This window comes from Novosphingobium silvae, from assembly GCF_009856825.1.
In the GTDB taxonomy this organism is placed as follows: Bacteria; Pseudomonadota; Alphaproteobacteria; order Sphingomonadales; family Sphingomonadaceae; genus Novosphingobium; species Novosphingobium silvae.
The window spans coordinates 188,637-206,486 of the sequence record NZ_WVTD01000001.1 but is presented as its reverse complement, the minus strand read 5'-3'; the positions used below and the strand labels follow the sequence as shown (position 1 = coordinate 206,486).

Sequence of the window (17,850 nt, the reverse complement as noted above, 5' to 3'; positions counted from 1 at the left end):
GGGGCGAACAGCAGGGATGCTCAAGAGCCTGCGGGACACTTCGCCAGACGGGCGCGGAACTCGTCCAGCACCCATAGCGCTGCCGGGCCCGGCGGAGTGTCCTTGCGCCAGAGCGCGACAAGCGCATAGTCGATGACGGGCCGTTCGGGCAGCCGCAGCTCGACGAGGGCGCCGGTGTCGAGGTCGATCCTGACGACATGACGGGGCATCGAGCCCCAGCCGATGCCTTCGCGCAGCAGCGCATGCTTGGCGCCGAGATCCGCCAGCCGCCACGACCGCGGGCTGAAAACCGAGAAATCCCGTCCGTCGGTCAGGGGCGAGCGGTCGGTAAGCACCAGCTGCAGATGCTTGCGCGCTTCGCCCGGAGCAATACGGTCCATGCAGGCAAGGGGGTGGTCCGGCGCGGCGACGGCGACCAGCTCCACCGAACCGATCTGCTCGCGCTCTATATCGGGGAGGTCCAGTATGTCCGGCCCGGCGACGGCGAGTGTCGCGCGCCCTTCCAGCGCCAGCGCCGCGACCGCCCCCAGCGCTTCGACGTGGAGGCGCAGGGAGACGGTGGGAAAGCGCACCTGAAAGTCGCGGAGCAGGCGGGCGAGCACATGGCCGGGCACCATCACGTCGACCGCGAGCGCCAACTCCGCCTCCAGCCCCTGGCGCAGGCTGCGCACCTTGGCGAGAAGCGCATCGACATCGTCCGAGATCGCGTGAGCCTCGGAAAGCAGGGCGCGGCCCGCCTCCGTCAGGCTCGGCTTGCGCGATCCCTCACGGTCGAACAGGCGCACGTCCAGCTGTAACTCGAGCTGCGAGATGGCGTAGCTGACCACCGAGATCGCGCGGCCGAGCTTTCGCGCAGCGCCATTGAAGCTGCCTTCCTCGACCACGGCGAGGAAGCTGCGCAAGTGATCCAGACTGGGCGGGACAAGATCGACCATTCAGCTTTTCCGAACGACACCGCCGATTTTATCGCAATTATACGGTTGCCTTGCAAGGTGTAGATGGGCTTCAACACCGGTCGTTTCCGGCCGCACCCTGCGAGGAAAACAGCCATGATCGAACTCCGCCCGTTCAACAGCCTCGGCGCCGCCAACCACGGCTGGCTCGATGCGCATCACCATTTCTCCTTCGCCGACTACCACGATCCCGCCCGCACCAACTGGGGCCGCCTGCGGGTGTGGAACGACGACACAATCGCCGCGAAGACCGGCTTCCCGCCGCACCCGCATCGCGACATGGAGATCGTCACTTATGTCCGCAAAGGCGCAATCACGCACCGCGACAGCCTTGGCAACACCGGCCGCACCGAGGCGGGCGATGTGCAGGTGATGAGCGCGGGCACCGGCATCCAGCATTCCGAGTACAACCTGGAAGACGAGGACACCACGCTCTTCCAGATCTGGATCATGCCGGACCGCCGCGGCGAGGAGCCTGCCTGGGGCGCGCGCCCCTTCCCCAAGGGCGACCGCTCGGGCCGTTTCGTCACTCTGGCAAGCGGCATCGCCGGCGACGCGGATGCCTTGCCGATCAATGCCGATGCCCGCGTGCTCGGCGCGACGGTCAAGGCGTGCGAGACGGTGACCTATCCGACCGAAGCTGGCCGCCACGCCTACCTGGTGCCTGCGACCGGGCGCATCCGGATCGGCGAAGTGGAGGCGAATGCCCGCGACGGCGTGGCCATCACCGGGCTCGACACCATTACCGTGACCGCGCTCGAGGATGCCGAACTGGTTCTCGTGGACGCGGCCTAAGATCTCGCGGGCGGGGACCTCTCCGGTTGCCCGCCCGCGTTCCATCCTCTCCCAACCTGAGCAGACAAGGAACTCTTCGATGACCGGACGTATTGCCCACCCCAAGATCGAGAAGCTGATCGTCGATCGCTGGAGCCCGCGCGCCTTCGACGGTAGCGAGATCCCGCAGGACGACCTCGACGCGATCCTCGAGGCTGCAGGCTGGGCCCCTTCCGCTTACAACGTGCAGCCCTGGACCTTCCTCTATGCGAAGAAGGGCGATGCCAACTGGGACCTGTTCCTCGACCAGCTGATCGACTTCAACAAGGGCTGGGCGAAGGATGCCTCGGCGCTCGTCTTCGTCGTCTCCGACAAGTACATGCGCTCGGAGAAGGGCAATTCGGACAATCACAGCCACAGCTTCGATGCAGGCGCGGCATGGGCGCTGGCGGCGCTGCAGGCGCAGGCCCTGGGCTATCACACCCATGGCATGACCGGCCTGAAGTTCGGCGAGGCGGAAGCCGCGCTGGGCATTCCCGAGGATCATCGCCTGGAGGCCGCGTTCACCATCGGCCGGCAGGGCGACAAGGCGACGCTGCCCGACTTCCTGCAGGAGCGCGAAGTGCCCAGCACGCGCAAGCCGCTTTCCGAGATCGCGAAGGCAGGCAAGTTCGCCTGATCGCCGGTACGCGGACGATTGCAGGTCCGGTTCCACGTGGAACCGGACCTTTTTCGCGTCGCGAGCGGTCACGAAATGGCCGCTTTTGCATGGCCATCTGCAACCCCGGTTCCTTGCCGCGAGGGTGCGATGCCGATCACCGACCTGCCGCCCGCTCCGCCCGCGTTCGAGGCATCGGCCTTCGATCTTGAACAGATGGCACCGGCGCAGGGAGGGGACTTCCGGGCCGTGAAGCCGCGCTGCCCGCAGGGGCGTCCCGGTGAAATCGTGGTCTGCGCGCCCGATCCCGAAAAAGAACGCGTGCGTCCCCTGCCCGATACCTACGTCGTGGCCGATGGGCCGCCGCGCGCCGAAATCCAGCTCAACGATGCCGTCACTCTGGATGCGCATCTCGATTCGGCGACGATGCCCAACGGCCAGACCGCGCAGCGGATCATGGTGGGAGCCAAGATCAAGTTCTGATAGCCGCGCTTGCCTTGCCGAAAGGCGCGCCCGTCTCGTCATCGCGGCCAAGCTGCGCCATAGGGCGCGCCATGACGGCACAATCGGCAACGGCAGACTGGCGCGCGCGCGCCATGGGGCATCTCGGCTGGGCGCGCGGCGCGATCGGCGCAGGGCTGGGCATCGCGCTTGCGGGCGGCATCACATGGCTCATGCTGCGCGTACCGGCGGGCGGCTCGATGCAGGCGCTGCCTTTCCTTGTCGCGCCGCTGGGCGCTTCGGCCGTTCTGGTGTTCTGCGTCCCGGCGAGCCCGCTGGCGCAGCCCTGGCCCGTCATCGGAGGAGACCTGCTTTCCGCCATGATCGGCATTGCCGCAGGCCACCTGATCGGCGATCCGTGGATGGCGGGCAGCGTTGCCGTGGGCGCGGCGATCGCGGTCATGTCGCTCGCGCGCTGCCTCCATCCGCCGGGCGGCGCATGCGCCTTGCTCTGCGCGCTGGGAGCATCGGGCCCCGCGCCCTGGGACTGGAGCTGGATGGCGCCGATCGCGGTCAACGTCCTGCTGCTCTGCGCGACCGGCTGGCTCTACAACAACCTGACCGGCCATCCCTGGCCGCATCGCCCGCCCCGCGTTCCCCACGTCGCCCTTGCGCCGGCTTATACCCGCGAGGACATCGTGGCCGTGCTGGAGGACTGGAACGAGGTGCTGGACGTCGACGTCGACGATCTCGACGCGTTCGTGCAGGCGCTGCTGCGCCGTGGGCGGGGCTGATCGCGCCGGGCAGGCGGTGCGCGGCGACAAGCTGCCTTGAAAGCGCGGGTCCGGCGGCCTAGGTCGGCTGCGTCCCTATAAAAGCAGGAAGGCCGGCGATGAGCGCAACCGCACCCGAACTCGTTCTTGGCGGTGGCACCGTCCACACGCCCAGTGGCCCTGTCGTCGCCGACGTCGCCGTGCGCGACGGGCGGATCCTTGGCATAGGCTCCTATCCCGATGCCGCGCGCCGGATCGACTGCACCGGCCTCGACGTGCTGCCCGGCGTCATCGACAGCCAGGTCCACTTCCGCGAGCCTGGGCTCGAGCACAAGGAAGACCTCGAGACCGGCAGCCGCGCCGCGGTGATGGGAGGCATCACCGCCGTGTTCGAGATGCCGAACACCAACCCCAACACCGACACGTTCGAGCGCGTGAACGACAAGCTGGTGCGCGCGCACCACCGGATGCACTGCGACCATGCCTTCTATGTCGGCGCGACTGCGGACAACGCGGTCGAACTGGCGGAGCTGGAGCGCATCCCCGGCACGGCGGGCGTCAAGATCTTCATGGGCGCCTCGACCGGGAGCCTTCTGGTGGCCGAGGATGAGCAGCTTGCCCGCGTCCTTGCCCATGGCCGCCGCCGCGTCGCCATCCATGCCGAGGACGAGGAGCGGATGAACGCGCGCAAGGACCTGCGGATCGAAGGCGATCCCTCCAGCCACCCGGTCTGGCGCGACGACGAGAGTGCGATGCTGGCGACGAAGCGCATCCTGCGCCTCGCACGCGAGGCGCGGCGCCCGATCCACATCCTCCACGTCACCACGCCTGCCGAACTGGAGCTGATCTCCGCGCACCGCGATATCGCCACGTGCGAGGTGACGCCCCAGCACCTCACCCTTGCGGCGGAGGAAGCCTATCCCGCGATCGGCACGTTCGCGCAGATGAACCCGCCCATCCGTTCGGCCACCCATCGCGACGGACTGTGGCACTGGCTGCGCCAGGGCGTGCCCGACGTGCTCGGCTCGGATCACGCGCCCCACACGCGCGAGGAAAAGGCCAAGCCATATCCCGCCAGCCCCTCGGGCATGCCGGGCGTGCAGACGCTGCTCCCGCTGATGCTCGATCACGTCGCCAAGGGCCGCCTCTCGCTGGAGCGGCTGATCGACATGACGTCCGCAGGCGTGCAGCGCGTCTTCGGCCTTGTCGGCAAGGGCCGCATCGCCGCAGGCTACGACGCCGACTTTACCATTATCGACCGCAAGGGCCGCTTCACCGTGACCGAGGACTGGGTGGAAAGCCGCTGCGGATGGTCGCCGTTCACCGGGATGGAGCTGGAAGGCCGCGTCGTGGGCACGATCGTGCGCGGCCATGCGGCGATGTGGGAAGGCCAACTCGGCAATCAGGCCGTGGGCGAGCCGCTGCGTTTCGCAGGCGCTCTCTAAAAGGCTTCCCTTTCGTCCCGGATCAGCTCCGGGGCGAGAGGGACCGGCGCTTGCGGCGGGAAAGGATATCCCAGCAGAACACGCCGATGGCGGTCCAGATGAACAGGAAGCAGACCAGCTGGATCGGTCGCAGCTCTTCCTCGAAGACGAAGACGCTGAACAGGAACAGGCCCGTTGGCGTCACGAACTGGATGAAGCCCAGGACCGAGAAGTCCAGCCGCCTTGCGGCGCTGGCGAAGAGCATGAGGGGGATCGCGGTCAGTGGCCCCGCGCATGCCAGCAGCAGGTCCAGCCGCAGGGACGCGCCCATCGCCAGCCCCTGCGGGCCGGCGGCCTGAAAGGCGAGCAGCGCCAGGCCGGGCAGCAGCAGGACGATCGTCTCCACGGTGAGGCCGGGCAGCGCATCCACCGGCACCAGCTTGCGGACCAGTCCATAGCCCGCGAAGCTCAGCGCCATGACCAGGCTGATCCACAAGGTGTCGAGCGCGCCCTGCGCCAGCAGCGCCACGCCGATCGCGGCCAGAGCCACGGCGATCCACTGGCGCCGCGTCAGCTTTTCGTGAAGGAAGATCGTGCCGGCCAGCACGTTGACCAGCGGATTGATATAGTAGCCAAGGCTGGCCGCCAGCACGTGGCCTTCCATGACGGCGATCACGTAGATCAGCCAGTTGGTGCCGATCAGCAGTCCGCTGACCGCCAATGCGCCCAGTACGCGCGAGGTCGTCAGTGCGGTTCGCAGCGCCGGCGCCTGACGGGTGAGGAGAACCACCGCAAGGCAGAACGGCAGAGTGAACATCAGCCGCCAAACCACCACCTCGAACGGCGGAACTTCCCGCAGCAATGCGAAATAGAGCGGGAACAGACTCCAGACGGCATAGGCGCCGAATGCCTGCGGCAGGCCGGATGCCATCGCGCCGGGCCGGGCGCTTGTTTCCTTCATGAACGGTCCTTGCAGGCTAAACGGAGGATTTGCGGCTCGGGCACGGCTTAGAAGGAGGCAAGCGAGGGAGCAACATCTCGCTCCATCCCCGGTGGGAGCTCGGTTCATCGCATAATGCATTCCTGACGACCGCATTGCGGATCGTTCAGGTAAGTGGTCCTAAAGATGAATGCAGAAAGCGGATCGACTCGGATGGCCGGTTCGCCTCACCGCAAGGAGAGAACGACATGAACGCATTCTTCAAGGCTTCCGCCATCGCCGCCGCCGCTGCCAGCCTCGCCACTGCGATGCCCGCGACGGCAGCGATCGCCACTCACGCGCCGACCGGCTTCACTGCTCCTGGCGAACAGGTTTCCGAGTACGGCCGCCAGCGCTATTCGCGCGAGGATTACCGGCGCGGATATGGCAACCGGAACGATCGCTACGATCGCCGCGACTATCGCAACGCCCGCTCGTGGCGCGGCAACGACGGCCGTTACTACTGCCGCAAGTCGAACGGGACCACCGGTCTGCTGGTCGGCGGCGTTGCAGGGGCGCTTGCCGGACGGGCGATCGACAGCCGCGGCGACCGGGCGACCGGCACTCTGCTCGGCGCGGCCGCCGGCGCTCTGCTCGGCCGCGAAGTGGAACGCGGCGGCTCGAACTGCCGCTGATCGCTGGAACGACATAAGGATTTCCCCGCGCGAACGGCGACGGGCGGGGAAGTCGTCCGGCCGTTAACGCGGCCGGACGGGAGGGCGTCTGCACCTGCGGGCGCCCTCTTTCATGTGTCCTTCGCTGCGGAAAACCGACCTTCCTCTCCTTCCCGAAATGGGACGGAGCGATCCGGCCTCTGGCACTTGGCCGCCTTATCGCCTTTTCCTACGACAACTGAGGAGAAGGCCCACCCGGGCTCGATGAAGGACGCGCCCGATGATGACCCATGCCCGCTTCGCCATGCTTGGTATCGCAGGAACGCTGCTGCTTGCGGGCTGCGATGCGAAGGACCGCCAGCCCGAACCGTCGGCAAGCGATGCGGCGCTGAACGGCGCGCTCGGCGACCAGATCATGGTGGACCCGGAGATGGCGGGCGGGCAGGGCGCGGCGGTCAAGGCGGGCTCGGCCCGGATCACGGTCCCGCCGCAGGATCGTACGCCCGAAGCGATCGCTGCGGCGAGGAAGCAGGCCGCGCAACTGGCAGGCGGCAGCCTGAAGCCCGCGCCCCGCGCGCAGCCGGGGAGCGCCAGCGCGCTTGCAGAGGGTGCGGCGACGGCCGCGCAGGTGGCTGCAGCCTCGAAGGCGGCGCGGGCCGACTGTTCGGCCAAGGTCCAGTATTCCAACACCTGGGCGGCGAAGCTTCCCTCGCAGCTGCCGGTCTATCCGCGCGGCGCCGTGCAGGAAGCCGCCGGGGTGGATGCGGACGGCTGCGCGCTGCGCGTCGTCAACTTCGTGACGCCGGTAGCGATCGGCGATGTCGTCAGCTTCTACTACACCAAGGCATCGGGCGCCGGGTACAGCGCCGAGTACCGGCTCGATGGCAAGGACCACGTACTGGGCGGTCGCAAGGACGGGCGGGCATACGTGGTCTATGCCCGCAAGCTGGAGGACGGCCTGACCGAGGTCGATCTCGTCACCAGCGGGAAGTAGCGCTGCAGTTTGCAGTCCCGCCCGCGCGGAAGCGTTATTGCCTGAGCCCTACGCCGATGACCGCGCGGGGCTGTTCCATCTCCCCCGAGGCGACCGGATAGGCGCAATAGTCCGCAGCATAGAAGCCGGTGGGCCGGTGGTTGCCCGAAAGGCCCACGCCGCCCATCGGAGCGGAGTGGCTGGGCCCCACGGTCGCCCGGTTCCAGTTGACGATCCCTGCCCGCACATTCGCCCAGAAGCGATTGTATTCCTGCGGCGTGCCGCCCACGAGTGCTGCGGCCAGGCCATAGCGGGTGGCGTTGGCCTCGGCGATCGCCTCGTCGAAATCGGAGACGCGGATCACTTGCAGGATGGGGCCGAACAGCTCCACGTCGGGGCGCTCCTGCATTCCCGTCACGTCGATGATCGCCGGGCTGAGGAAGGGCAGGGCATCGTCCATGCGCACGAGGTGCTTGATCGCCCGTCCGCCGTGGCTGAGCAGGTAGAGGAAGCTTTCCGTCAGCCCGTCGGCGGCGGCTCCATCAATGACCGGTCCCATGAAGGGCACGGGTTCGTCGAACGGTCCGCCGACGATGACGCGGTCTGCCAGAGCCTTCACTTCGGCAAGGAGGGCATCGTAAAGCGTATCGCGCACTATCAGGCGACGCGCCGCGGTGCAGCGCTGGCCGGCCGTGGCAAAGGCCGACTGCACGACGAGCGCGGCCGCGTCGGTCAGCTTCGGGGTGTTCCAGACCACCATCGCATTGTTCCCGCCCATCTCCAGCGCCACCATCTTGTCGGGCCGGGCGGCGAGGCGCCGGTTGATGGCGATGCCGTTGCTGGCGGAGCCGGTGAACAGCACGCCGTCCACGCCTTCGTGGGCGACGAAGGCGGCTCCTTCGGCCGGTCCTCCGCACGCGAACTGCAGCACCGCCGCCGAGATGCCTGCCCGGTGGAAGCACCGCGCCAGCAGTTCTCCGGAGGCTGGCGCTCGCTCGCTCGGCTTGAAGATCACGGTGTTGCCGGCCAGCAGGGCCGGTACGATATGGGCGTTCGGCAGGTGAGCCGGGTAGTTGAACGGGCCCAGCACCAGAAGCACGCCGTGGGGCTTGTGCCGCACCGCCATCGTGCCTTGCAGCGCGGAATCGAGCTTACGCTGCGCCGTCCGCTCGGCATAGGAGCGGACCGAGACTTCCACCTTGGCGATCACCGCGTCCACTTCGGCGCGGGCCTCCCACAAGGGCTTGCCCACTTCGCGCGCGATCGTCGTGGCAAGCTTCTCGGCGTCCTTGCGCACCTCGTTGGCGAAGCGGCGCAGCAGTTCGATCCGGGTGGAAAGCGGCTGGGCGGCCCAGGCTGGCCAGGCGCGGCACGCGCGCGTCACGGTCTCGTCCACGTCGGCCACCGGCCCACGCCACACTTCCGCGCCGGTCGCCGGCTCCCAGGAAATCACTTCCGCCTTGCTCACGTTCCTCTCGGACCCCCGACCGGTGCCAGCCCCGTGCGCTCATCGGCAGGGCTGGTGACTGAACCGTCCATTGCGGCAGATGATCCGGTAACGACAAGTGATCGAAATTTCACGACACTTGCGCACGTAGACATACAGGGGCTGCCCAGGGCCGACTAGGATTGCGCCGGAGCCTGCCCGAGCGGGCGGGGAGCCGGGCCGAGCAGCGCGCCCAGCCGGCGGATGGCGTCCACCTTCGCGTGCATTTCGCTCCAGTCGTCATGCCGGTCTATGGCGGCCCAGATACGCTCGACCTCCTCGATCAGAATGTCGGGCGGCGCATCCTCGCTCCAGAACGGATCGTCGATGGCGGCGGCAGGCTCGTAGCGGCGCAGGAGCTGGCCGAACTCGTCGTCGCCTGCGGCGCGGCCTGCGCGATGGTCGAAGAAGAACCGGTCGGGAGCCACGCCGCTTGCCGTCATGGCGCCTTCCGCCGCCTGAACCAGGGCCGTGTCCGCTTCCGTCCCTTGCGGGACCACGCCAAGGCGCCAGGCGAAGCGGCGGCACATCGCCTCATGGTAGAGCAGGCCGAACCGGTCGAGCGCGGCCACGAGCGGCGCGGTCTCGGCCAGAGCCCTGAGCGCCACTGCCAGCTGGCCGCAGTTCCACAGCAGCGCCTCGGGCTGCCGGCCGAAGGCATAGAGGCCCGCATGATCGAAGTATGCTGCGGTGAAGCGCGGATCCCATTTCGGCAGCCAGCGCCATGGCCCGTAATCGAAGCTTTCGCCCGAAACATTCATGTTGTCCGTGTTGAGCACGCCGTGGACGAACCCGGCCACCATCCACGAAGCCGCAAGGTCTGCCAGCCGCTCCACCACCTGGTGCATCAGGATCACCGCAGGCTCGTCGCGCGCGGGCGCGTCCTCGGGCGGAAGCGAGCCGGGGAATGCATCGAGGCAGTAGTCCACAAGAGCCGCCATGTGCTCCTTCTCCTCCAGCGCGGCCAGGCGCTGGAAGCTGCCGATGCGGATGTGGCCATGGGACAGGCGCACCAGCACGGCGGAACGCGTGGGCGAGGGCTCATCGCCGCGCCACAGGTCCTCGCCCGTCTCGATCACCGAGAAAGTCTTGCTGGTATAGACGCCGAGCGCCTCCAGCATTTCAGTGGCGAGGATCTCGCGCACGGCACCTTTCAGCGTCAGGCGGCCGTCTCCCCCCCGGCTCCACGGCGTCTGCCCCGAACCCTTGGTGCCAAGGTCGAGCAGGCGACCCTGCCCGTCGCGCATCTGGGCGAAGAGAAAGCCTCGCCCGTCGCCTAGGTCAGGGTTGTACTGGTGGAACTGATGGCCGTGATACCGCAGTGCCAGAGGTTGCGGCAGATTGCCCGCCAGCGGCTCGAACCGGCCGAAATGCCCCGTCCATCGCGCGTCATCGAGATCGGCGAGGCCCACTGCGGCGGCCCAGCGATCGTTGCGCCAGCGAAGCTCGTGCCGTGGGAAGGCGGCGGCGGGCACCGGATCGGCTATCCAGCCGGAGATCGCCTCGATACGCGGATCGGGACGATAGGGCGCGGGTTGCGGTTCGCTTTGCATCAGGCGATAGTGGGGCGCCCAGGCCTGCCGATCAAGGCGGGTGAGTTTCCTGCCCCTTTGCGTTTTCAAGAGGTCGCCGCCCGGAATGAAGGTTTTCGAGGATCGCTTCTGGTCGAGCCGTGACGGTCTCAAGCTGCATTTTCGCGATTATGCGCCTTCGCCGGAAGAGGCAGACGGCGGCCTTCCCGTGCTGTGCCTCCACGGCTTGACGCGCAACGCCCGCGACTTCGACGTTCTCGCGCCGATGCTGGGCAGGCGCCGCCGCGTGATCTGTCCCGACCTGCGCGGCCGCGGCGACAGTGAATACGCCCGCGATTCCGCCACCTACACCCCGGTCCAGTACGGCGAGGACGTTCTCGCGCTGCTGGAGCAGGAAGGCATCGAGCGCTTCGTCGCGATCGGCACCTCGCTTGGCGGGCTGATGATCATGGGACTGGCCGCGCTCATACCCGGGCGGATCGCGGGCGCGGTGTTCAACGACGTAGGCCCGTGGCTGGAGCCCGCCGGGCTCGCGCGGATCAAGGACTATGTCGGGCAGGGCCGCTCCTTCCCCACCTGGGTCCACGCGGCGCGCGGGCTGGAGGATCTGCAGGGCGCGGCGCATCCGGGCCAGACGCTCGACTTCTGGATCGGGATGGCCAAGCGGTTGATGACGATCGCGGGCAACGGCCGCGTGGTGTTCGACTATGACATGAAGATCGCCGAGCCATTCCTCGACCTGGAAGTGGCAGACCAGCCGGATCTCTGGCCCGCATGGGAGGCGCTGTCGGGCACTGAAGTGCTGATCGTGCGCGGCGCCCTGTCCGACCTCCTTTCTGCCGACACGCTCGAGGAGATGGTGCGCCGTCTTCCTTCGGCAGAGGCGCTGACGCTGCCGGGCGTCGGCCACGCGCCGACGCTGGACGAGCCGCAGTCGGTCGCCGCCATCGAACGGCTGCTGGCCCGCGTGCGCTGACCCTTGCGCTTCCTTCACCTCCATTCCAGCTTCGCCCCGGGCGGCAAGGAGCTGCGCGCCGCGCGGCTGATGAACGTGTTCGGTCCGGGCATCGAGCATGCAGTCGTTTCCGCGCAGCCCGGCGCGCACGGCGCGAAGGCAGCCCTCGATCCCGGCCTGCAGGTGACGTTTCCCGGCGCATTTCCCAGTCTTCAGGGCCGCCCGACTCCTCTGCGTCTCTGGCGGATAGCGCAGGCCATGCGCCGCTTCGACCTCGTCCTCACCTACAACTGGGGGGCGATGGACGCGGTCCTGGCGCACCGGCTCTACGGAAGGATCCTGAGCCTGCCGCCGCTCGTCCACCACGAGGACGGCTTCAACGAGGATGAGGCGAGCGGGCTCAAGCGCTCGCGCAACCTGTTCAGGCGGCTGGCCCTCGGCCGTGCGGCAGCGCTGGTCGTTCCCTCGCGCCGGCTGGAGCAGATCGCGCTGGGCGCATGGAAGCAGCCCCCTGCGCGCGTCAGGCTCATCAGCAACGGCATCCCGGTCGCCACCTACCGCGAGGCACCTGCAGCAGGCGCCATCCCGGGCCTTGCCAAGATTCCGGGCGAGAAGTGGGTGGGCACGCTGGCGGGCCTGCGCGCGGTCAAGAACCTGCCGCGCATGGTCCGCGCCTTCGCCACACTGGCGCCGGACTGGCGTCTCGTCATCCTCGGAGAAGGGCCCGAGCGCGCGGCCATCGCCGCGCAGGCTGCCGCCTTGGGCGTGGCGGACCGGGTCCATATGCCCGGCTTCGTGCCCGAACCTGCGCGGGCGGTGGGTCTCTTCGATCTCTTCGCCCTGTCCTCCGACAGCGAGCAGTTCCCGATCTCGGTGGTGGAGGCGATGGCGGCGGGCCTTGCGGTGGCGTCCCCTGCCGTCGGCGACGTCGCGGGCATGGTGGCGGCGGAAAACCGCCCCTACGTGGCCCCGCCCGGAGACGAGGCGGCGCTGGCCTTTGCCATGGCGCAACTCGCTTCGGACGATGGCCTGCGCCGCCGCATCGGCGATGCGAACCGGCTCCACGCGGAGGCGCTCTACGATGAAAACGGCATGATCGCCGCCTATGCCAGCGTCTATGGCTCGGCCATGGGGCTTGCCCGGTTTCCCTAGGCAAAGTCGTTCAGCGATGCTTCACGCCGGGGCATGCACCGATCATCCCCGTTGAAAAGCACCGTCCATCCGCTAAACAGCGCCGCAACCATCCCGATTTTTCCGCAGAAAGCGCCCTGATCTTGGCCCTGCCTCCCGATACTACTTCCGCTTCCAGTGCCCGAGACGCCGCGCAGCGCGAGGTCTTCATGCGCGAGGTCGACGATGCCGTCCGCCAGGACCAGCTCGAAGGCTTCATGAGCCGTTACGGCAAGGCCGTGCTGGCGATCCTTGTTATCGGCCTCTTGGCTCTTGGCGGCTGGATCTACTGGGATCACCGGCAGACCAGGGCGCGCGAGGAACAGGCCGAGGCTTATGTCCAGGCGCTCGACGCGCTGCAGGTGGACAATCTCGATGTCGCCAAGGCGAAGCTGGCGCCGATCGCCGCCGCTTCGGGTTCGGACGCGAACGCCACTTCGGCGCGCCTGCTGCTCGGCGGCATCGCGTTGCGGCAGGACCGGAAGGCCGATGCGCTAAAGCTGTTCCGCCAGGTTGCGGGTGACAGCAGCGCGCCGCAGCCGATGCGCGACCTTGCCACGGTGCGCGAAGTGGGCGCGGATTTCGACGCGATGAAGCCGCAGGACGTGGTCGACCGGCTGAAGCCCCTCGCCGTGCCGGGCAACCCCTGGTTCGGCGTGGCGGGCGAGATGGTGGGAATGGCCTACCTCAAGCAGGGCAAGCAGGACCAGGCAGGTCCGCTCTTCGCCGCCATCGCCAAGGACGAGAGCGCCGAGAGCGGGCTGCGCAGCCGTGCACGCCAGCTGGCTGCGGTGCTCGGCATCGATGCGGTGGACGACATCGTGGACGACAAGGGTCAGCCCATAGGCAAGCCGGCGGCGAAGCCGGGCGCCGATGATGCGGAAGCCGGAGAATGAGCATGTCTCGCAAGGATGTTCGCATGAAAAGTACGCCTTCGGCCCGCAAGGTCGTTCCGCTGATCGCGCTGGCGCTGGTCATGGGCCTGTCGGGCTGCAAGATCTTCGGCGGCGGCAAGGGTCCTGCCAAGACCCCGACCGTCGGTGAGCGCGTGCCGATTCTCTCGCGGATCGAGAGCGGCGCCAAGGTGGACCCTACCCTCGGCGCGGTTTCCGTGATCCTGCCCCCGGCAGAGGTCAACCAGACCTGGGCACAGGGCGGCGGCACCGCCAGCAAGGCCTATGGCCATCTTGCCCTTGCCGACAATCCCAGCCGTGCCTGGACAGCGCAGATCGCCGGCTCCTCGAACCGGCGACGCCTTGCCGCCTCGCCCGTCATCGGCGGCGGCAAGCTGTTCGTGATGGACACCGATGGCGTCGTGCACGCTTTCGATGCGCAGAGCGGCGCCAGGCTGTGGACCAAGAGCTTCTCGGTCGAGGGCAGCAATGAAAACTCGGTGTTCGGCGGCGGCGTCAGCGTCGATGGCGACCGCGTCTATGTGACCACCGGCCTTGGCGAAGTGGCCGCCCTTAACGCGGCCGATGGCAGCCAGGTGTGGTCGAAGAAGCCCGCCGGGCCCCTGCGCGGCTCGCCCACGGTTGCGTTCAACTCCGTCTTCGTGATGACGCAGGACAACCAGATCGCCGCTCTAAACGCGGCTGACGGTACCTCGGTCTGGAGCGAATCGGCCTCGCTCACCCAGTCGGGTGTGTTCGGCGTCGCTACCCCGGCTGCAGGGCAGGGCACCGTGATCGCCGGCTTCTCGTCGGGCGAACTGGTCGCCTATCGCTACGAGAATGGCCGCCAGCTGTGGTCGGACGCGCTTGCGCGCACCTCGATCTCCACCGAAGTCGGCAGCCTCACCGACGTGGACGCCGATCCGATTATCGATCGGGGCCGGGTCTATGCCCTGGGGCAGGGCGGGCGCATGGCGGCCTACGAACTGGTCACCGGCCAGCGCGTCTGGGAACTCAACCTCGCGGGTATCTCCACGCCCGTCGTGGCCGGCGACTGGGTCTTCACGCTGGACGATCACGCAGAAATCCTGGCCATCGCACGTTCCACGGGCAAGGTGCGCTGGCTGACGGAACTGCAGCGCTACCGTAACGCCAAGAAGCGCAAGGGCGCGTACTTCTGGGTGGGTCCGGTCCTCGCCGGCAACAAGCTGTGGATCGCCAATTCGCAGGGCGATCTGATGACCGTGGACCCGGCAAGCGGCACGCCTACGCCTTTCGCCGAACTGGACGGCCCGGTTTCGCTGGCGCCCGTCGTGGCCAACCAGACCCTCTACATCCTCGACGATTCGGGCCGGATCACGGCCTATCGCTGAAACGTGGTGCCGCCGCTTCGTGGCATCGGGGCGGCGGCGCAGGGTTTGCGCCCCCTTAACCATTTGCGCTTAGGCGAAGGCGCATGAATCCTGCCCATCCAGCAGCCGCCACGGCCCGGCCTTCGAGCGACGTTTCGGCCGGTGTGGGCCTCGCGGGTGTCGTCACCCTGATCGCGTGGCTGCTGGTGTGCCGCAACTGGGCCGGCATCGCGGAGCACCTCGCTCTTCCCGGGCCTCGCGCGCCGCTGAGCGGCCCTTACGCCGCCGTCGCGACACTGTTCCTGACCGGCGCTGCAATGAGCGCATGGTCCCTGGCGGTTGATAAGGTACATCGCCGCCCGTCCACCGGGATCGACTGGTCGCGCCGCCGGGCGCTTTCCGAAACGCTCGACATCTCGATCACCAAGATCGCCGGGCTATGGGCCACATGGGCGGCGATCGCGTGCTTCTACTGCATCTGCCGCTGGTACTGGGACGGGCAGTACGTTTTCGCCATGCAGATGCTGGGGGCGGCCGCAGTGCCGCTCTTCCTGCTGTCCGTGCCTTACGTCCTGTGGCTCGATGGCGTCATGGTCGAGCCGCGCGATTCGTCCTGGCACTTCGGCGCGATGGTCACGGGCGGGGGCAGGTGGGACGCCGAAGAGGTGAAGAAGCACTGGCGCGCCTGGGCGATCAAGGGCTTCTTCGGTGCCTTCATGATCTCGATCCTGCCCGGCGGCTTCGGCAACGTGGTGGAGGCGGACTTTGCCGCCATGGCCCGCGATCCGGTGGACCTGGGCTCAACACTGATCGAGGCGCTGTTCCTGATCGACGTGCAGATCGGCACCGTGGGCTATCTCTTCACTTTCCGCCCGCTGGACGCGCACATCCGCAGCGGCAATCCCCTGCTTGCGGGGTGGGTGGCGGCGTTGATCTGCTACCCCCCGTTCGTCTGGGGCACGATGGGCCGGGCGGACGTGCTGGGCTACGAAGTCAACACCGGAGGGTGGGCCTACTGGATGGAAGGGCATCCGGGGCTGCTGTGGTGCTGGGCGGCCGTCATGGTGGCGCTGACGGCGATCTACGCCTGGGCCACCTTCGCGTTCGGGCTGCGTTTCTCGAACCTGACTTACCGCGGAGTGCTGACCAACGGCCCGTACCGCTTCACGCGCCACCCGGCTTATCTGTCCAAGAACCTGTTCTGGTGGGCGTCCGTGCTGCCTTTCCTCGTCACCAACGGTTCGCTGACGGATGCGATCCGCAACACCGTACTGCTGGCTGTCGTGAGCGGCATATACTACTGGCGCGCGCGCACCGAGGAAGCCCACCTTCTGGCGGAAGACGCGAAGTACAGGGAATACCACGCCTGGATGGGGCAAAACGCGTTCATCACGCGCACCCTGACTGGGCTTGGCCGGAAGTTGAAGCCCCGAAACCGCTTCGCCTGACCCATCCCCGCGCCCTGGCCAAGGACAGTGGCGCGGCGGAAAGGGATCAGAAGCTCTTTACCGCATAGATGCGCGAGATGTCTTCGCTCCACTCGCCATGGTAGAGGTCGAGCAGGCGCTGGGCAGGCACCTTGCCGCTCTTGACGATCTCGGCGAGCGGTTCGAGGTAGCCGGTCTCGTTGTCGCCGCCGGCGTTGAGGCGGCCGCGCGCCGCAAGGCCGCTTCGCGCGATGTCGAGCACCGGGGCCGCGATGTCCCGCAAGGTGCCGCCGCCGGGAAGTGGTGCATCGAGGCCAAGCCGGGGCGCATCGGCACGCAGCGCTTCGCGGCCTTCCATGTCCCAGTCCCGGACAAGATCCCAGGCGGCGTCGAGCGCTCCCTGATCGTAGAGCAGGCCCACCCAGAACGCGGGCAGGGCGCAGATGCGGCTCCACGGGCCGCCATCCGCGCCGCGCATCTCGAGGAAGGACTTGAGGCGCACTTCGGGAAAGGCGGTGGAGAGGTGATCCTGCCAGTCGGAAAGGCGCGGCAGCTCTCCGGGAAGAACGGAAAGCTCGCCCTTGAGGAAGTCGCGAAAGGAGAGCCCGGCCGCGTCGATGTATTTGCCGTCGCGGAACACGAAGTACATGGGCACGTCGAGCATGTACTCGACATAGCGTTCATAGCCGAAGCCATCTTCGAACACGAAAGGCAGCATGCCCGTGCGCGCCGGGTCGGTGTCGGACCAGATGTGGCTGCGATAGGAAAGATAGCCGTTCGGCCGGCCCTCGGTGAACGGCGAGTTCGCGAAGAGCGCCGTCGCCAGCGGCTGGAGGGCAAGGCTGGTGCGGAACTTCTTCACCATGTCGGCCTCGCTCGAATAGTCGAGGTTGACCTGGATGGTGCAGGTGCGCAGCATCATGTCGAGGCCCATCGAGCCCACGCGCGGCATGTGCTGCAGCATGATGCCATAGCGGCCTTTGGGCATGATCGGCAGCTCTTCACGCGTCTTGTCGGGCCACATGCCAAGGCCGAGGTAGGCCTTTCCGATCCGCTCGCCGATCGCCTTGACCTGAGCCAGGTGACGGCCCGTTTCGGCGCAGGTTTCGTGCAGGTTTTCGAGCGGCGCGCCGGAGAGCTCGAGCTGGCCGGCAGGTTCCAGGCTGACGTTGCCGTCCGCACCCTTCATCGCGATGACGTTGCCGCCTTCGACGATGGGTTCCCAGCCGAATTCGGTGAGGTTGTTCAGGAGATCGCGGATGCCGCCGGGCTCGTCATACGAGGGCGCATGGTGGTCCAGCGTATCGTAGACGAACTTCTCATGTTCGGTCCCGATGCGCCACGCCTCGCGCGGCTTTTCGCCCGCGGCCATGGGCGCGGCGAGTTGATCCAGGCTTTCGATCACCGGATCTTCGCGATCCGAAACCTCACGGGTGCTCATGGCCG

The 17,850-nt window shown here is 67.7% G+C and carries 17 protein-coding genes; 12 read left to right on the top strand and 5 right to left on the bottom strand.

What is annotated here, in order from left to right; genetic code table 11:
• Nucleotides 1–20: 20 nt before the first annotated feature.
• Nucleotides 21–935 carry a LysR family transcriptional regulator gene (locus tag GR702_RS01020; RefSeq protein WP_160984088.1) on the bottom strand — a complete coding sequence of 305 codons (915 nt, stop codon included), beginning with the start codon at nucleotides 933–935 and terminating at the stop codon, nucleotides 21–23.
• Nucleotides 936–1,049: 114 nt separating this feature from the next.
• Between GR702_RS01020 and GR702_RS01015 the strand changes: the two genes are divergently transcribed.
• The 5 genes from GR702_RS01015 (at nucleotide 1,050) to GR702_RS00995 (ending at nucleotide 5,044) form a co-directional block, all read left to right on the top strand.
• The gene (locus tag GR702_RS01015; RefSeq protein WP_160984087.1) at nucleotides 1,050–1,748 is read left to right on the top strand and encodes a pirin family protein; all 699 of its coding nucleotides are present in this window, start codon (nucleotides 1,050–1,052) and stop codon (nucleotides 1,746–1,748) included.
• 79 nt (nucleotides 1,749–1,827) lie between these two features.
• Entirely contained in the window at nucleotides 1,828–2,406 is a 579-nt protein-coding gene (locus tag GR702_RS01010) for a nitroreductase family protein (RefSeq protein ID WP_160984086.1), read from the top strand.
• 129 nt (nucleotides 2,407–2,535) lie between these two features.
• Nucleotides 2,536–2,868: a hypothetical protein gene (locus GR702_RS01005; protein WP_160984085.1), complete on the top strand. Its 333-nt coding sequence runs from the start codon at nucleotides 2,536–2,538 to the stop codon at nucleotides 2,866–2,868.
• Between the two features lie 71 nt (nucleotides 2,869–2,939).
• On the top strand, nucleotides 2,940–3,620 hold the full coding sequence (locus GR702_RS01000) for an HPP family protein (protein WP_160984084.1): 681 nt from the start codon (nucleotides 2,940–2,942) through the stop codon (nucleotides 3,618–3,620).
• A gap of 98 nt (nucleotides 3,621–3,718) precedes the next feature.
• A complete protein-coding gene (locus tag GR702_RS00995; RefSeq protein WP_160984083.1) occupies nucleotides 3,719–5,044 on the top strand; it encodes a dihydroorotase in 1,326 nt (441 codons plus the stop codon).
• A gap of 22 nt (nucleotides 5,045–5,066) precedes the next feature.
• Here the strand turns inward: GR702_RS00995 and rarD are convergent, their stop codons facing one another.
• Complete coding sequence (gene rarD, locus GR702_RS00990; protein ID WP_160984082.1) at nucleotides 5,067–5,984, bottom strand: EamA family transporter RarD; 918 nt, start codon at nucleotides 5,982–5,984, stop codon at nucleotides 5,067–5,069.
• Between the two features lie 227 nt (nucleotides 5,985–6,211).
• On the opposite strand from rarD, the gene GR702_RS00985 reads away from it, so the two are divergent.
• Together GR702_RS00985 and GR702_RS00980 are read left to right on the top strand one after the other, a co-directional pair.
• Nucleotides 6,212–6,637, top strand: a complete 426-nt coding sequence (locus GR702_RS00985; RefSeq protein ID WP_160984081.1) for a glycine zipper 2TM domain-containing protein — start codon at nucleotides 6,212–6,214, stop codon at nucleotides 6,635–6,637.
• Nucleotides 6,638–6,896: 259 nt separating this feature from the next.
• Nucleotides 6,897–7,610 (top strand): hypothetical protein, encoded by a 714-nt coding sequence (locus tag GR702_RS00980; protein ID WP_160984080.1) that lies wholly within the window; start codon nucleotides 6,897–6,899, stop codon nucleotides 7,608–7,610.
• Between the two features lie 34 nt (nucleotides 7,611–7,644).
• Here the strand turns inward: GR702_RS00980 and GR702_RS00975 are convergent, their stop codons facing one another.
• Complete coding sequence (locus GR702_RS00975; protein WP_160984079.1) at nucleotides 7,645–9,057, bottom strand: succinylglutamate-semialdehyde dehydrogenase; 1,413 nt, start codon at nucleotides 9,055–9,057, stop codon at nucleotides 7,645–7,647.
• 155 nt (nucleotides 9,058–9,212) lie between these two features.
• The gene (locus tag GR702_RS00970; RefSeq protein ID WP_160984432.1) at nucleotides 9,213–10,628 is read right to left on the bottom strand and encodes a protein adenylyltransferase SelO family protein; all 1,416 of its coding nucleotides are present in this window, start codon (nucleotides 10,626–10,628) and stop codon (nucleotides 9,213–9,215) included.
• 85 nt (nucleotides 10,629–10,713) lie between these two features.
• Here GR702_RS00970 and GR702_RS00965 point away from each other — a divergent pair, with 85 nt between their 5' ends.
• From GR702_RS00965 to GR702_RS00945, 5 genes are all read left to right on the top strand, one after another.
• Nucleotides 10,714–11,583 carry an alpha/beta fold hydrolase gene (locus GR702_RS00965; RefSeq protein WP_160984078.1) on the top strand — a complete coding sequence of 290 codons (870 nt, stop codon included), beginning with the start codon at nucleotides 10,714–10,716 and terminating at the stop codon, nucleotides 11,581–11,583.
• A gap of 3 nt (nucleotides 11,584–11,586) precedes the next feature.
• Nucleotides 11,587–12,714: a glycosyltransferase gene (locus GR702_RS00960; protein WP_160984077.1), complete on the top strand. Its 1,128-nt coding sequence runs from the start codon at nucleotides 11,587–11,589 to the stop codon at nucleotides 12,712–12,714.
• A gap of 122 nt (nucleotides 12,715–12,836) precedes the next feature.
• Nucleotides 12,837–13,628 (top strand): tetratricopeptide repeat protein, encoded by a 792-nt coding sequence (locus tag GR702_RS00955; RefSeq protein WP_202407983.1) that lies wholly within the window; start codon nucleotides 12,837–12,839, stop codon nucleotides 13,626–13,628.
• A 23-nt stretch (nucleotides 13,629–13,651) separates the two neighbouring features.
• On the top strand, nucleotides 13,652–14,998 hold the full coding sequence (locus GR702_RS00950) for an outer membrane protein assembly factor BamB family protein (RefSeq protein ID WP_237449485.1): 1,347 nt from the start codon (nucleotides 13,652–13,654) through the stop codon (nucleotides 14,996–14,998).
• Between the two features lie 83 nt (nucleotides 14,999–15,081).
• Nucleotides 15,082–16,425 (top strand): methyltransferase family protein, encoded by a 1,344-nt coding sequence (locus GR702_RS00945; protein ID WP_160984075.1) that lies wholly within the window; start codon nucleotides 15,082–15,084, stop codon nucleotides 16,423–16,425.
• A 46-nt stretch (nucleotides 16,426–16,471) separates the two neighbouring features.
• Here the strand turns inward: GR702_RS00945 and GR702_RS00940 are convergent, their stop codons facing one another.
• Nucleotides 16,472–17,845 (bottom strand): glutamate--cysteine ligase, encoded by a 1,374-nt coding sequence (locus GR702_RS00940; protein ID WP_160984074.1) that lies wholly within the window; start codon nucleotides 17,843–17,845, stop codon nucleotides 16,472–16,474.
• Nucleotides 17,846–17,850 lie beyond the last annotated feature (5 nt).

What these genes read in the sequence shown, in the direction of transcription:
- GR702_RS01020 (WP_160984088.1), bottom strand. Translation starts at nt 935, where the DNA reads ATGGTCGATCTTGTCCCGCCCAGTCTGGATCACTTGCGCAGCTTCCTC.
- GR702_RS01015 (WP_160984087.1), top strand. Translation starts at nt 1,050, where the DNA reads ATGATCGAACTCCGCCCGTTCAACAGCCTCGGCGCCGCCAACCACGGC.
- GR702_RS01010 (WP_160984086.1), top strand. Translation starts at nt 1,828, where the DNA reads ATGACCGGACGTATTGCCCACCCCAAGATCGAGAAGCTGATCGTCGAT.
- GR702_RS01005 (WP_160984085.1), top strand. Translation starts at nt 2,536, where the DNA reads ATGCCGATCACCGACCTGCCGCCCGCTCCGCCCGCGTTCGAGGCATCG.
- GR702_RS01000 (WP_160984084.1), top strand. Translation starts at nt 2,940, where the DNA reads ATGACGGCACAATCGGCAACGGCAGACTGGCGCGCGCGCGCCATGGGG.
- GR702_RS00995 (WP_160984083.1), top strand. Translation starts at nt 3,719, where the DNA reads ATGAGCGCAACCGCACCCGAACTCGTTCTTGGCGGTGGCACCGTCCAC.
- rarD (WP_160984082.1), bottom strand. Translation starts at nt 5,984, where the DNA reads ATGAAGGAAACAAGCGCCCGGCCCGGCGCGATGGCATCCGGCCTGCCG.
- GR702_RS00985 (WP_160984081.1), top strand. Translation starts at nt 6,212, where the DNA reads ATGAACGCATTCTTCAAGGCTTCCGCCATCGCCGCCGCCGCTGCCAGC.
- GR702_RS00980 (WP_160984080.1), top strand. Translation starts at nt 6,897, where the DNA reads ATGATGACCCATGCCCGCTTCGCCATGCTTGGTATCGCAGGAACGCTG.
- GR702_RS00970 (WP_160984432.1), bottom strand. Translation starts at nt 10,628, where the DNA reads ATGCAAAGCGAACCGCAACCCGCGCCCTATCGTCCCGATCCGCGTATC.
- GR702_RS00965 (WP_160984078.1), top strand. Translation starts at nt 10,714, where the DNA reads ATGAAGGTTTTCGAGGATCGCTTCTGGTCGAGCCGTGACGGTCTCAAG.
- GR702_RS00950 (WP_237449485.1), top strand. Translation starts at nt 13,652, where the DNA reads ATGAAAAGTACGCCTTCGGCCCGCAAGGTCGTTCCGCTGATCGCGCTG.
- GR702_RS00945 (WP_160984075.1), top strand. Translation starts at nt 15,082, where the DNA reads ATGAATCCTGCCCATCCAGCAGCCGCCACGGCCCGGCCTTCGAGCGAC.
- GR702_RS00940 (WP_160984074.1), bottom strand. Translation starts at nt 17,845, where the DNA reads ATGAGCACCCGTGAGGTTTCGGATCGCGAAGATCCGGTGATCGAAAGC.